We start from the raw sequence: 13,546 nt of genomic DNA on the forward strand, positions 1-13,546 counted from the left end.
TGGTCAATGTTAATTCTGCTCTGATCTGAGCCATACATATGCCGGCAGTAACTGCCGGCCTTATCGTCTTAGTTCAGTGTCGCTAATGTCGCGCCAGATTCTACTGCATCACCATTTGATACATTGATGCTTGCAACAGTACCATCAGAAGGTGCTACGATTTCATTTTCCATCTTCATAGCTTCAAGAATAACAAGTACATCTCCTTTTTTCACTGCCTGACCTACGCTCACTTTAACACCAAGGATCTTACCTGGCATTGGAGCTGGGACTGTGACAGAACCCTGAGAACCTGCTGGTGCTGCTGGTGCTGGAGCTGCGGCAACCGGTGCTGCTGCTGGTGCTGGAGCTGCTGCTACTGGAGCCGGTGCTGCTGCCACTGTTCTAGCTACTGCTGCCTGTGTAATTCCCTCTTCTACTGTTACGGCATAAACATTACCATTCACTGTAATTGTATAATTTTTCATGATGAAAATCCTCCTGATTATTTAAGCTTTTTTCCAATTATTAACTGGTGAGCGTCTGATTGAACGAACAACCAGGCTGCTTGGTGAGCTGCCTGTGCTTGCTGCTATTGCAGCAGTAATAACAGCTACCAGTTCCAGATCATCGACTAAATTTACTTCTGCAGGAATTGCTGCATTTACCGGTGCTGGAGATGCTGCTGGTGCAACAGCTGCTGGCGCACTCGTTCCTTCGGAGGAATCACCTTCGGATCCGCCACTGTACTTACGCACACCGATAATTGCCAGTACAAGTACGATAGCTCCAACTGCCAGCCATCCGTATAAATCTTCCTGACTGTTACTACTCTTTTCTGGAGTAAAGGTCACAGAAAGTACCTTTGTTAAAGAGGAGTCCATAGCCACTGTGAATTCCATACTTTTCTTTTCAAAAACAGCATTCACGGTTGCATTGTATCCTTCTGGAGTGGTCGTAATAGCAACATCATCTCCGATGGATACCAGTGCACCCAGCTCTGGCTTTAAGCTCTGCCAGGACTCTGCTGCCTGAGACAGAACAGCCGCCTGCTCTGCCTGAGACTTAAACTTTTCCACTTCTTCTTCTTTTAAATCTACAAACATCTGCAGAAGTGGTTCCGGAATCTGCTCAAGCTGTGACTGAGCGTTAGCATCAACCTGCTTTGGTTCCGTATCAGCCTTACTGCTTATAGAGAATGAAAAGAGGCAGACAGCCAAACTAAGTCCCATTGCTACTCGTTTCAAATTCAGTTTCATATTCCTGTCACCTCATTCTAAATCGTGCCATGTTTTTTCGCGGGACGATCCTCATTTTTTGTAAATAACATCTCAAATGCAGCTGCAACTCTTGCTCTTGTTTCGCTGGCATCGATGATATCATCAACATAACCTCTTTTTGCTGCTGCTACAGCGCTTGATTGAGCCTGCTTATAACTCTCAGCCTTTTCTGTAATAAGAGCTTTTCCATTGTCAGCCTTTGCAATTTCATCCGCATACATGATCTTAACCGCTGATTCTGCATCCATCATGCCAATAGAGGCATTCTCCCAAGCGTATACAACGTCAGAACCGATGGATTTGCTGTTCATGGTCAGATATGCAGTACCAAATGCGTTGCCGATTACAACGGTTACTTTCGGAACAGTTGCATTAGCAAATGCATAGGTCAGTTTTGCAGAAGCTTTGGCAATTGCCTTCTCTGCACACTTCGTTGCTTCATATCCCTTTACATTAACAAGGGTAAGAAGAGGAATGTTAAATGCATCGCAGAAATCAACAAATTCTGCTGCCTTAGTACAGCCCTCAGCCGTTAAAACAGCATCATACTGAGCAGTTTTCACGCCGCTTTCATCATAAGCTTCTGTCTTGTTTGCAACACAGCCAATGGTCTCACCGTTTAAACGGATAAAACCAGTTACCATGGAAGGAGCATAATCCTTCTTTGTTTCCATAAAGAAATGTTCATCGGAAATCTGGGTAAGCACGATGGTTGTATCACCTACATAATTTGACAGATCGGAGCAGACGCGGTTTAAATCATCATTGCATTCGCTGTAAGAAAGGTCATCTTTGTTATTAGCCGGAAGAATGGAAACAAGGATTCTGATTCCTGTCAGGATCTCATCACCTTCAGCAGTAAAGTCTACCAAACCAGTTTCTTTGCTCTGGAAGTCTGCAGATGCTGTGTTGCACTTCTCAGCATAATTTTCAGAAATGGCGTTAGGAGCGTTAACAAACAGCTTTCCACCCTTAGTTTCCATGAATGTAAAGTCTGCCATAGCCGCTGAAACAGCCATACCGCCGCCGCAAGCGCCAAATACTGCTGTAATCTGCGGAATTACGCCAGATGCCAGTGTCTGGCTCATATACAATTCACCAAATCCGTTTAATGCATCAGTTGCTTCCTGAAGTCTTAAGCCTGCACAATCAACCAGACCAATGACTGGAGCGCCTGTCTTCATAGCCATATTGTAAAGTTTTGTGATTTTTTTTGCATGCATCTCTCCAACTGATCCGCCGAGAACGGATGCATCCTGGCTGTACACATAAACAAGACAGCCATCAATTGTACCGTAGCCAGTAACAACACCGTCAGCCGGAGTTTCCTTTGCTGACATGTTAAAGTCAGTGCTCCTAGCTGTTACATAGCTGCCAACTTCAACAAAACTGTTCTCATCAAGCAAAGCATGAATTCGATTACTTGCTGATGTTTGTGTTGAATTACTCATTTTGCAATCCTCCATTTTGTAATAAATATATAATTCTATCCGATAGGAAACCGAAGAATTATAATTAACACTAATTTCTGCCGATTATAATTGTATAATGTAACCTGATGATTTACAAGCTATTTTTAACAAAAAAAGAACAGGAAACTATGTGGTTTTCACAATTAATAGTTCCCTGTTCTCGTGGTTGCTAATCATTTTGACGTAATATGTCGAGATATCCGGCGTTTTGTATATTTTCGACAATAAATTTTGTTAAAATTTAACATAGCTATTCTTTGATTTCTATTATTCCTATGCTTCCATCCTGGCTTGTCTGAAATGTGATTCTGGATTCGCCTTCCCCAAGAACGATTTTCTCATCTTTGGTATTAAGGGAACCTGTATCCACGTTAGCTACCGCCACCATTAAATCATCTCCAAATATCATATCAGGATTCAGCTTTAATAAATCTTCTTTTTTTTCAAATACAATGGTTTCTTTATCCATGCTAATAAATTTACATGGATATAATAATAAGTCTGCCAGCGCCTCCAGATCCCGGTCAGCAATTGCTTCCTGAACCTTCTCTGCAAATGCCTCTGACTTTTTATCCGTTCCCGGACTTTCGCTGCTTTCCATTGCTCCCGGCCCTTCCTGGCCTTCGTCTGCTGAAACATCTTCCTGTATCATGGCTTTATCCATTTCGTTGGCCGCAGTTTCTGATTCCGTTGTTATCCCTGGGGTCCCGACGGAATCTACAGCTTTCCTGCTGCCGCAGCCAGTTATTAACACTGCCGCCATACAAATGGCAAAACAGATACAACTGGTTTTATTCCTGATCATTTCCTGGTTCCTCCCTGCGTCCTGTCTTTTTCTTCGGCCACAGTATAGCACCTGAAAAGAATGTAAGTCAATAGAGTTTTCAAAACTGTAAACCTTAGACTGTATTCTGTAAGAATCCGTAATTTCTTCTTATCTTCGTCTGTATTCTTTATGAAGAGTAAAGCCTCTTCCCCTTACTTCATTTACCTGATTTATGATCATAAAGGCCTGGGGATCAATACTCATCACCAGATCATTGAGCTTAGACAGCTGCCTTCCTGAAATCACGGTAAGCACGGTAAAGGACGCCTGTCTCAAATAACCGCCTTCACTCCCTAAAAGAGTGGTTCCCCGGTCCATTTTCTCCTGGATCATCTGATTGATTTCTTCATATTTTTCGCTGACAATCTTGACCTGCATCTGATTCCTTCCAATTAAAAGCACCTTATCAAGAACCATGGTATAAATAAGTACCAGCAGAATTCCATAAAGAATTTGTTCCTTATTAGAAAAGATCATCTGGGAAAAAAGGATCAAACAGTCAAACACGGACATGGTTACGGAAACAGACAAATGCCTTTTTTTATTTAGGATCAGAGGCGGGATATCCATGCCTCCGGTAGACGCTCCGGCCCGAATAACCATACCGATTCCTGCTCCTATTAATAGCCCTGCAAATACGGTCCCCAGCATACGGTCATCGGTCACCCTTCCACTTCCCAGGATTCGCTCAAAGATTCCGAGAATAAATGGATAATAAAAGGTACTGATCAATGTAGTAAATGCAAATGCTTTCCCAAGTACCATGACTCCGGCTGCAAACATGATTATATTAAAGACCGCCACAAAAGCAGCTACCGGTATATGAAACTGATGGTAAGCCACCAGCGCAAGTCCGGTCGTACCACCAGTGATCAAACCGCCCGGAAGAATAAACAGAGAAACTGCCAGGGCATATATGGTATTACCCGCCATAACTGTCGCTATTTTTTTAATATCCATACCATAATACTTCCTTTCCCTTATGTAAGAAACATACATACTATATCACGTGTTTTTATTTTCTACAATTTATTTTCTTCTTTTCTTATCCTGGAATTTTATGTTATACTTGTTTACAGACATCGAAATCAAGGAGGGAATTCATGGAAATATACCTAATCGTAGCCGCCATCATCTGCATTCTCTGCATTCTGGCAAGTAACTTATCGTACCGCATCGGCGTTCCGTCACTGCTTCTTTTTATCCTGTTGGGCATGATGTTTGGTACCGACGGCATCTTTCGAATCAACTTTTCTGACTATGCACTTTCTGAAACCATCTGCTCCATCGCACTGATTTTCATCATGTTCTACGGCGGATTCTGTACCAACTGGCACGAAGCAAAGCCGGTAGCCGCCAAGTCTATTATACTTTCCAGCTTAGGCGTGATTCTCACGGCTGTTCTGACCGCGTTCTTTTGTTACTTCGTTTTAAAAACCACCCTGCTTGAAGGATTTTTAATTGGCTCCATTTTAAGCTCAACGGACGCCGCAAGCGTATTTTCCATATTACGAGTTAAAAAGTTGAATTTAGTCAATGGCATGGCATCTGTTCTTGAAGTAGAAAGCGGAAGCAATGACCCGGTTTCCTATATGCTTACCATTATTGTTCTTGGAATCATGAATGGGAAAAGTTCTCCTGCTTCTGTAGGCATTATCTTTGGAGAAGAGGTTTTATTCGGACTTCTTTTCGGAGCGATTGCAGGCTGTGCAGGATATTTTATTTTCCGCATGGAACATTTCAGGTCCAGGGAGATGCTTCCTATCTTTGGCCTTTCCGTGGCTCTTTTGACCTATGGCTTGTCCAATTCCGTGGGCGGAAATGGATTTTTAAGCGTATACATTGCCGGTATTATAATAGGAAACAGCAAGATACATTACAAAGCGGAAATGGTTCATTTCTTTGACGGGATCACCGGAATGATGCAGATCGTATTGTTTTTCCTTCTCGGTCTATTATGCTTCCCTTCCAGAATCACTCCTGTTATCCTGCCCTCTCTGGGTATCTGGGCATTCATGCTTTTTATCGCCAGACCTCTGGTGGTCTTTTGTATTCTGACACCTTTTAAAGTGCCAATCCGCCAGCAGCTCCTTATCTCTTGGGCTGGTCTTAGAGGTGCAGTCTCCATCGTATTTGCCATACTTGCCGTACTGAGCCCATCTGCCTTAGAGCTTGATATTTTTCATATTGTTTTTTGCGTCTGTCTCCTCTCTGTTTCCATTCAGGGTTCTCTGCTTCCATGGATGGCAAAAAAACTGAACGTAATCGGAGCTACCGACAATATCTTTCGTACCTTTAACGATTACAGCGAGGATCCGGCTGTTAATCTGACCGAGATCCGGCTGCCCGAGGGGCATCCCTGGATCAATCAGACCTTAAAGGATATTGTCATTCCAAACGGGATGATGGCGGTGATGATCATAAGAGATGGTAAAACTCTGATACCAAGGGGTGACACCATGGTTCTTGCAGATGATTCCATTATCTTAAACACCCCTGCGTATACAGATAACAACATGAAGCTTCGAGAAGTACAGATTGGACCATATCACCCTTGGGTGGACCAAAAGATCAGCGAGCTGACCTTGCCTGGAGATACCTTAATCTTTCTTGTTCGGAGGGCTGGTAAGACACTGATACCAGACGGGCAGACTTTTCTGCAGGATGGGGATTGTCTTATTTTAAATGCTTAAGATAAATCATTGGCCACCATTCGATAATATCAGACATAAGCTTTAAGCTGCTTACAAAAATGCCCTGACCGCAAGACATTAAAATGGCTTGTAATCAGGGTGATTTTTATTTTATAGGAATCTTTTATTCCGCCAAACCGGCAGTTAGAAACTTTTGTCTTAACAGATTCTTTTTTTCCTCAGACAGACCAAGCCGTTTTGTAAGATAGGAATCTATGGTACCGTAGCAGGAATCAATGGCATGGAATGCCTGATTAATATACTCTTCCGATACCGTTAAGAGAACACGGACACAGTCAGCCAGTACATGGTCTCCGGTACTCTTTCTGACCATGGTGGCTACCGCTTCTGCCCCATCCATCACATAAGCATTTGTCAGCACAAAATCCTTTACAATGGTCTCACGGTCCACGGACAGTGCCGATAATAAGAGTGCTGTTCCAATTCCTACCCGGTCTTTTCCTGCACTACAGTGCCAGAGCACAGCCCGGTCATCCGCTTCTAATAACAAATCAAAGAAACGGCCGTACTGCTTTGCTGCAGAATCGCTGAGTACAAGATCCTCATAAAGCTTTGTGATATATGATTCCGGTTTCCCTCCAAGGGACGCCGCATGATTAATAATTCCTGAAAATAATTCTTTTTTCTCTTTTGCTTCCTCTTCTTCCATGGTAATGCCTACTGTTTTTTCATCAAGAATGGGATTGAATATATTTAATATTCCCGGAATCTCCGGATCAGGCTTTTGCTTACGTTCTGTCTCTGTTCTAAAATCAATGACAGTACCAACTCTACATTCCTCAGACAGAATCTGAATATCACCAGTCGTGGCTTCAAATAAGGTGCCGCTTCGTATCAGCCTTCTGGGAAGAATGCTCCTTTTGTCTATGGTCCTAATTCCACCCAAATCTCTTGTATTGGGAAGCTTCTCAAGACGGATTCGTCCGTAGCTGTTAATTTCTGATTCTTTCATCTTTATGTCATCCTCCAATCGCAATCACACTGACAGTAACTCTCTCCAGTATAACATAAGGATTTTCTAATAGAAAGGAAATATTGATTTAACACCTGGCATGGACAGATAATCTTTTATAATGGTCTTTGCATACCAAAGAGGGGTCAATCGGTCTGCGCCCTCCTTCAAACAAACTGGATAGCTTTTTAATACTTCTCCATTTAATCGGTATACCACGGACCCAACGGTCTGACCTTTTGTGACAGGTGCCTTTAATTCCTTTGGAATTTCTGCCTCCACCGTTATTTTCTCATCATCAGCCAAAAGCATTTTTAAGCTTTTCTCCTCAGAATCACTGATTCCACAGGAGATCATGACCGGGTCTTCCAGCCGTCCGGATGTGGGGACTCCATTTTTTACATATATATCATCAAATCGGGTCTCCTGAAATACATCTTTATAACGGTAACGATCCAGTCCGTACTGGAACAGCTTTCTGGCATCGGACCACTTGTAGGTTTTGTGGGGCGGCCAGCCGCAGCCTAATAGTGCGATGGTAAATACTCTTCCATCGTCTTTTAAGGCCCCCACATAGGAATATCCGGCTCCTCCAGTGAAACCGGTTTTTCCGGAAAAGGCGCCGTTCATAGAGTTTAAAAGTGCATTATGATTGATGCAGCTGAAATTTCTTTTTCGGTCCAGATCCTGAAAGGAATAATTCTGGGTTCCTGTGATCTCTAAGAATTCCTCTTTTTTCGGAGACTGTCCGATACAGTAATTCATGATTCTGGCAAGGTCTGCCGCAGTAGTGGAATGCTCTTTCACCTGTCCATCTTTTTCTTCCTTGGCGTCCAGTCCATTTGGCGTAATAAAATATGTATTGCTGCATCCCAAATCTCTTGCCTTTTGATTCATCATCTGGGCAAAGCCCTCCATACTGCCGCCCACATGCTCTGCAATCATCATTGCAGCATCGTTGTGGGATTCCAGCATCAGGCTGTAAAGAAGGTCTTTTAAAAGGAATTTTTCTCCTTTGTAAACTCCAAGATGAACCTTTGGCTGAGATGCTGCATTCTGACTTGCAATTACCTCATCGGAAAGATTTCCATACTCCAGGGCGATAATACAGGTCATAATCTTTGTTGTACTTGCCATGGGACGAATAATGTCCTCATTCTTCCCATATAAGACGCGGCCCGTCGAGGCATCCATTAATACCGCAGACTGAGCATAAAGGTTTAATTCATCCTTTGTCTGGACGGACTGTTGTACTTTATCTTCTTCTACTGTTACTTTTCCATTGACAGTCCTTGTTTCTTTCAGCTGAAACACCACAGTTCCTAGTACCAGAAGCAGAACAAAGGCGGCCGCCAGAAATGCTCTTATGACATGCCTCATGAAAGAGCCTCCCGCTTGACTTTATTTTATCCTATTCAATAGTTTTTTTAAATATTCCCTTTACTTTTCGAACGTATTTTCGGTATAATAAGAATCATAAGAAAGGAGTCTGTCATGGAACAAAACCGACTGATTTTTCACATTGATGTTAATTCTGCATTTTTAAGCTGGGAATCTGTAGACCGACTGGAAAAAGACCCAAAAGCTCTTGACTTACGCACCATTCCCTCCGCAGTAGGAGGCGATGAAAAAGCAAGACATGGAATCGTTCTGGCTAAATCCATACCAGCAAAAAAATATGGGATCACCACTGGAGAACCTCTCGTTCATGCCTTAAAAAAATGTCCTGAGCTTAAGATCGTACCGCCTCACTTTGATACTTATATCAGAAAATCCCGGCAGCTCATGGACATTTTGTCCGACTACACACCTGATATTGAAAAATTCAGCATTGACGAGGCCTTCCTTGATATGACTTCCACCATTCACTTATTCGGACCTCCTCTTACCGTAGCCAATCAGATACGGGAACGAGTGGCTAAGGAGCTTGGCTTTACCGTAAATATAGGAATTGCACCGAATAAGCTTCTGGCTAAGATGGCTTCAGACTTTAAAAAGCCAGATATGTGCCATACTCTGTTCTCCCATGAAATCGAGAAAAAGATGTGGCCCCTTCCCATTGGAGAGTTATTTTTTGTAGGGCATTCCGCCAGAAAAAAAATGAAAAGCATTGGCATTCACACCATCGGGGAGCTGGCTGCCTGTAAGGTCAGTTACTTAAAGCACCTTCTTGGAGAGAAATATGCCATTCTCATTCATAATTACGCTTGTGGGATTGATCATGAGCCTGTAGAGGAACGGGAGCCCTTGAATAAAGGATACGGAAACAGCACCACCCTTTCCAGGGATATTGACGATTTAGAGGCTGCCTGCCAGGTTTTACTGTCTTTATGTGAAACCGTAGGGGCCAGACTCCGTCAGGACCGCGTGCTGTGTGACTGTGTTTGTGTGGAGATAAAAGACTGGGATTTTCACAGCCAGTCTCATCAGATGACATTAAACAATCCTACGGATTCTACGTCCATCATTTATGAGACCGCCTGTAAACTGATAAAGGATTTCTGGGACAAGACTCCTCTGCGCCTGATCGGTGTCCGTACCACTAAAATTACGGACGAAGGATACTGCCAGCTGAATTTATTTGAATCGGAGCAGTCCAGAAAGAGAAAAGAGATGGAAAAGGCAGTTGACACCATACGTAATAAATTTGGAACGGACAGTGTAAAAAGAGCCAGCTTTTTAAAAGAAGACAGCATCGTTGACCATGTATCCGGAAAAGAGAAGCATTACCACTGACCGCCAATTTCCTTAAAGCCTTCCCCGTACACTTCATTGGAATCCGTTATGATTAGAAACGCACCTGAATCCACTTCATGAATGGCTCTACGTATGGGAACCACCTGGCTGTTGTTACAGGCGCACATCACGATTTTCTTGTCATCTAATGAGAATGAGCCTTGTCCATGAAGAAAGGTACAGCCTCTTCCGGTGGCTTCTTCGATGCGAAGGGCCACCTCACGTTCATGATCCGTCACGACAAAGACCAGTTTTCCTGCACCCAGTCCATACATGATTTTATCAATGGCCATGGTGGTCACGATAGAGGAAAGGAGGCCAAGAATGACCGCATCAACATTACGGAACACAAGACCGCCTAAAAGTATGACAATGGCATCAATGACAAGTGAGATCTGACCGATGGTAAAATGAGGAAATATCTTACGTATGGCCATGACCAGGAAATCGGTTCCTCCAGTGGAGCAGTTCCTCAAATAGACGATCGTAAGGCCTAAACCAGTAAAGATACCGGTACAGGCTGAGGCATAAAGTGGATTTCCATTATACACTGGTAGATAAGGAACGATGTAGTCCAGCACCAGAGCAAAGATGACCATGCTTTTCATGGAACGGAGCAAAAAGCGTCTGCCAAGAAGCTTATAGCTTACAAGCACAATGGGAATGTTTAAGATAATGGTCATGATTCCCATAGGCAGACCGAATAAGTGGCGAAGTATCAATGCAATACCGGAAACACCTACCGGTGCGAACTCTGCATTTAAGGCAAAGTTATAGATACCAATATTAAATAAAAATGCTCCCGCTATGTCGCACAACAAGTCAATTCCTAATTCTTTTGGCGAGTATTCCTGCCGAAATACCTTCATAAGTAAGCCGCCTCCATTTCCTCTGGCTGATTATGGATTATAGAAAATAATCCTCAATTTCAAATTCTTTATTGCCTATCTTTACCTGCTTGATCAATACGGTAACTTCATCCTCTTCCTCTGAGCAGATTCCTACCGCTTCAATAGCCGTCTTACCATAGGATTCCTTTAAAGTGATTTGTTTATCCATAATTCCTTTGTCTGCCAAAGCCTCCGATAAATCCAGCAACACTTCCTCCACGTCTTCTTCGATGTGGTTCTTTTCGAATTCTGCTTCCAGCAAATCGTAAATATCCTGATTGAACATAAAAATGTCCTCCTTTGTTTTCTACACCCTAATTATAACCTTTCGTTTTTTCTTGTCAATCCCATTGCACCATGGTAAAATCCCTTTATGAAAATGACGATGACTTATCCTATGAGTAATACCCAAACTGATAAAACGGTGGAGCGGTTTCTTCTGGAACAGGGCTACTCTCAGAAGCTCATCCGCCACCTGCGGAATACAGAAAACGGATTGACCATTGACAAAACCCTTGTCTATACCACCCATAAACTAAAAGAAGGAGAAATACTTTCCGTCTTTATCTCAGAAGAAGATAGTTCTGAAAACATTGTTCCCACAAAAATGCCTCTTCATATCGTATTTGAGGATGAACACCTTTTGGTTGTGAATAAAGATGCCGGCGTCCCAATTCACCCTTCACAGGGAAATTTTGATAATACTCTAGCCAACGGCATTGCCTGTTACTTTAAAGAAAAGGGGGAGAACTTTATATACCGGGCCATAAACCGGCTGGACCGGGATACCACAGGACTTTTGATCCTGGCAAAAAATCCGTTAAGCGCATGCATTCTGTCTGATATGGTTAAAAAACGTGAGATCAGCCGCAGATACCTTGCAGTTGTCTGCGGGAAACTCCCGGAACAGGGAATCATAGATGCCCCTATAAGCCGGGTTGATGGTTCCACCATTGAACGCTGTACCGGTCAGGGAGGAGAGGAAGCCCGTACCCACTATCGGCGGCTCTATTACGACTCTGCATCGGATCACTCCCTGGCAGGGCTTAAGCTTGAGACTGGACGGACTCATCAGATCCGGGTTCACTTAAAGTCCATTGGATTTCCTCTTCCAGGTGATTTTTTATATCACCCCGATTACCGGTATATCAAACGCCAGGCACTCCACTCCTTTCGTCTAAGCTTTCTTCATCCAATCAAAAAGGTGCCCCTGTTCTTTGAGGCACCCATTCCGGAAGATATGAAGTTTTTAGGTTTTACATCCACCGAAGGCCTTTGGGATAATGATTTTTAAGAATTCCACCCGCCAGCTTAGCAAATCCAATGGAATATCCATCTACATTCATAAGAACCCAGCCCTTTTTCTCAAGCTGGGCTCCTGACAGCCCATCTTCTGAGAGAGTTTCTCCTTTTAGATACCGTATGATTTCACCGCCAGCCGCCGGCAGATCTACCCATTGCCTGATCTCTTCCTTTTTTAAAGCGAGAGCCAATGCATGGGAAGGCTCCAGGCGGTTCTTTTTTATCGTTCCGATATGAAGACCTGGCCGCAGGACTTTCATGCCTTTAAACTGAATCATCTCCGGAGAAATGAGATATAACTGGTCTCCAAAGAGAATGTATTCCTTGCGAATGAGATAGGAAGCCGGATCAACAAGAATATCCTGAAAGAACTTCTCCGCTTCCTTTATGATCAACGCATCTTTACAGTACTCCGGTTCTGTTCTCTTGATCTTACCACTATCCCGGTCTGCTTTTTTTAATACAGCCAGATAATGGCCTTCTCCTTCTGTCTTATGAGGCCAGATGCGAAAAGTCTTCTTTAAATCCTTCCGGCCAGTCTTACTCCACTCCGGGCGGCCCTCAGAAAGCCCCTGACGTTCTCCCATATCCTCAATGGAAAAATCATCATTGGATAATAGAAATTCTTCGATGACCTGCTCATTCTCTTCTGGAGAGAAGGTACAGGTGGAATAAACCAGTACACCGCCAGGCTTCAGCATTGCTGCGGCATTTAAAAGAATCTCCCCCTGACGTTTTGCACAGAGATTCACATGATCTGGAGACCACTGAAGTCTTGCTGCTTCATCCTTTCGGAACATTCCTTCTCCAGAACAAGGGGCATCTACCACAATCCGGTCAAAAAATTCAGGAAAGTATTGAGACAGGCTATGAGAATCTTCGTTGGTTACCACACCATTTTTAACGCCAAGGCGCTCCACATTCTGGGAAAGAATCTTAGCTCTGGCAGGATGAATCTCATTGCTGACCAGAAATCCTTCTCCTTTCAGTCTGCCGGCGATATGGGTTGTCTTTCCCCCAGGCGCTGCACATAAATCAAGTATGGTCTCTCCTGGTCTTGGATCTAAAAGCTCCACCACGGCCATGGCACTGGGCTCCTGAATATAATAAAGGCCTGCCTCATGATATGGATGCTTTCCCGGTCGTTCCTGGCCGCTGTAGTAATATCCTTCTTTGACCCAGGGAATCTTTTTTAAGTGAAAGGGGGACAGGCGTTCAAACTCCTCCTGGGTGATCTTTATGGGATTCCTTCTTAGTCCCTGAACCCGTTCCATCTCATAGCTATCAATAAAAGAATCGTATTCTTCTTTCAGTAGTCGTTTCATTTTTTCCCTGAATGCCTCGGGTAATTGAATCATCGTTTTTCCTCTAACTTGTATATTTTATAAAATATTT

Annotated in this window: 13 protein-coding genes; 3 read left to right on the top strand and 10 right to left on the bottom strand. The window is 43.4% G+C overall.

Annotated elements, in window-relative coordinates; translation table 11 throughout:
• Positions 1-68: 68 nt before the first annotated feature.
• The 5 genes from OW255_RS14170 to OW255_RS14190 all read right to left on the bottom strand — a co-directional run bounded on the left by OW255_RS14170 (position 69) and on the right by OW255_RS14190 (position 4,517).
• Positions 69-467: a biotin/lipoyl-containing protein gene (locus OW255_RS14170; RefSeq protein WP_268114436.1), complete on the bottom strand. Its 399-nt coding sequence runs from the start codon at positions 465-467 to the stop codon at positions 69-71.
• A gap of 21 nt (positions 468-488) precedes the next feature.
• Complete coding sequence (locus tag OW255_RS14175) at positions 489-1,238, bottom strand: OadG family transporter subunit (protein WP_024838302.1); 750 nt, start codon at positions 1,236-1,238, stop codon at positions 489-491.
• A gap of 17 nt (positions 1,239-1,255) precedes the next feature.
• Positions 1,256-2,710: an acyl-CoA carboxylase subunit beta gene (locus OW255_RS14180; RefSeq protein WP_268114437.1), complete on the bottom strand. Its 1,455-nt coding sequence runs from the start codon at positions 2,708-2,710 to the stop codon at positions 1,256-1,258.
• Between the two features lie 271 nt (positions 2,711-2,981).
• A complete protein-coding gene (locus tag OW255_RS14185) occupies positions 2,982-3,536 on the bottom strand; it encodes a hypothetical protein (RefSeq protein ID WP_024838304.1) in 555 nt (184 codons plus the stop codon).
• A gap of 129 nt (positions 3,537-3,665) precedes the next feature.
• Positions 3,666-4,517, bottom strand: a complete 852-nt coding sequence (locus OW255_RS14190) for a YitT family protein (RefSeq protein ID WP_268114438.1) — start codon at positions 4,515-4,517, stop codon at positions 3,666-3,668.
• 143 nt (positions 4,518-4,660) lie between these two features.
• Here OW255_RS14190 and OW255_RS14195 point away from each other — a divergent pair, with 143 nt between their 5' ends.
• Positions 4,661-6,250, top strand: a complete 1,590-nt coding sequence (locus OW255_RS14195; RefSeq protein ID WP_024838306.1) for a potassium/proton antiporter — start codon at positions 4,661-4,663, stop codon at positions 6,248-6,250.
• A gap of 124 nt (positions 6,251-6,374) precedes the next feature.
• Here OW255_RS14195 and OW255_RS14200 read toward each other — a convergent pair whose 3' ends face one another.
• Both OW255_RS14200 and OW255_RS14205 read right to left on the bottom strand, forming a co-directional pair.
• A complete protein-coding gene (locus OW255_RS14200; RefSeq protein ID WP_268114439.1) occupies positions 6,375-7,223 on the bottom strand; it encodes a tyrosine-protein phosphatase in 849 nt (282 codons plus the stop codon).
• A gap of 66 nt (positions 7,224-7,289) precedes the next feature.
• Complete coding sequence (locus OW255_RS14205; RefSeq protein WP_268114440.1) at positions 7,290-8,603, bottom strand: D-alanyl-D-alanine carboxypeptidase family protein; 1,314 nt, start codon at positions 8,601-8,603, stop codon at positions 7,290-7,292.
• A gap of 114 nt (positions 8,604-8,717) precedes the next feature.
• Here OW255_RS14205 and OW255_RS14210 point away from each other — a divergent pair, with 114 nt between their 5' ends.
• Entirely contained in the window at positions 8,718-9,959 is a 1,242-nt protein-coding gene (locus tag OW255_RS14210) for a DNA polymerase Y family protein (RefSeq protein WP_268114441.1), read from the top strand.
• Here the strand turns inward: OW255_RS14210 and OW255_RS14215 are convergent.
• The gene (locus OW255_RS14215) at positions 9,950-10,828 is read right to left on the bottom strand and encodes a YitT family protein (protein WP_024838310.1); all 879 of its coding nucleotides are present in this window, start codon (positions 10,826-10,828) and stop codon (positions 9,950-9,952) included. The genes OW255_RS14210 and OW255_RS14215 overlap by 10 nt on opposite strands.
• A gap of 37 nt (positions 10,829-10,865) precedes the next feature.
• Positions 10,866-11,135 carry a U-box domain-containing protein 56 gene (locus OW255_RS14220; protein WP_268114442.1) on the bottom strand — a complete coding sequence of 90 codons (270 nt, stop codon included), beginning with the start codon at positions 11,133-11,135 and terminating at the stop codon, positions 10,866-10,868.
• 87 nt (positions 11,136-11,222) lie between these two features.
• Here OW255_RS14220 and OW255_RS14225 point away from each other — a divergent pair, with 87 nt between their 5' ends.
• Positions 11,223-12,143, top strand: a complete 921-nt coding sequence (locus OW255_RS14225; RefSeq protein ID WP_024838312.1) for an RluA family pseudouridine synthase — start codon at positions 11,223-11,225, stop codon at positions 12,141-12,143.
• Here OW255_RS14225 and OW255_RS14230 read toward each other — a convergent pair.
• Complete coding sequence (locus OW255_RS14230; RefSeq protein ID WP_268114444.1) at positions 12,106-13,509, bottom strand: RsmB/NOP family class I SAM-dependent RNA methyltransferase; 1,404 nt, start codon at positions 13,507-13,509, stop codon at positions 12,106-12,108. The genes OW255_RS14225 and OW255_RS14230 overlap by 38 nt on opposite strands.
• Between the last annotated feature and the right edge of the window lie 37 nt (positions 13,510-13,546).

The organism is Lacrimispora xylanolytica (assembly GCF_026723765.1).
In the GTDB taxonomy this organism is placed as follows: domain Bacteria; phylum Bacillota; class Clostridia; order Lachnospirales; family Lachnospiraceae; genus Lacrimispora; species Lacrimispora xylanolytica.

What these genes read in the sequence shown, in the direction of transcription:
- OW255_RS14170 (WP_268114436.1), bottom strand. Translation starts at nt 467, where the DNA reads ATGAAAAATTATACAATTACAGTGAATGGTAATGTTTATGCCGTAACA.
- OW255_RS14175 (WP_024838302.1), bottom strand. Translation starts at nt 1,238, where the DNA reads ATGAAACTGAATTTGAAACGAGTAGCAATGGGACTTAGTTTGGCTGTC.
- OW255_RS14180 (WP_268114437.1), bottom strand. Translation starts at nt 2,710, where the DNA reads ATGAGTAATTCAACACAAACATCAGCAAGTAATCGAATTCATGCTTTG.
- OW255_RS14185 (WP_024838304.1), bottom strand. Translation starts at nt 3,536, where the DNA reads ATGATCAGGAATAAAACCAGTTGTATCTGTTTTGCCATTTGTATGGCG.
- OW255_RS14190 (WP_268114438.1), bottom strand. Translation starts at nt 4,517, where the DNA reads ATGGATATTAAAAAAATAGCGACAGTTATGGCGGGTAATACCATATAT.
- OW255_RS14195 (WP_024838306.1), top strand. Translation starts at nt 4,661, where the DNA reads ATGGAAATATACCTAATCGTAGCCGCCATCATCTGCATTCTCTGCATT.
- OW255_RS14200 (WP_268114439.1), bottom strand. Translation starts at nt 7,223, where the DNA reads ATGAAAGAATCAGAAATTAACAGCTACGGACGAATCCGTCTTGAGAAG.
- OW255_RS14205 (WP_268114440.1), bottom strand. Translation starts at nt 8,603, where the DNA reads ATGAGGCATGTCATAAGAGCATTTCTGGCGGCCGCCTTTGTTCTGCTT.
- OW255_RS14210 (WP_268114441.1), top strand. Translation starts at nt 8,718, where the DNA reads ATGGAACAAAACCGACTGATTTTTCACATTGATGTTAATTCTGCATTT.
- OW255_RS14215 (WP_024838310.1), bottom strand. Translation starts at nt 10,828, where the DNA reads ATGAAGGTATTTCGGCAGGAATACTCGCCAAAAGAATTAGGAATTGAC.
- OW255_RS14220 (WP_268114442.1), bottom strand. Translation starts at nt 11,135, where the DNA reads ATGTTCAATCAGGATATTTACGATTTGCTGGAAGCAGAATTCGAAAAG.
- OW255_RS14225 (WP_024838312.1), top strand. Translation starts at nt 11,223, where the DNA reads ATGAAAATGACGATGACTTATCCTATGAGTAATACCCAAACTGATAAA.
- OW255_RS14230 (WP_268114444.1), bottom strand. Translation starts at nt 13,509, where the DNA reads ATGATTCAATTACCCGAGGCATTCAGGGAAAAAATGAAACGACTACTG.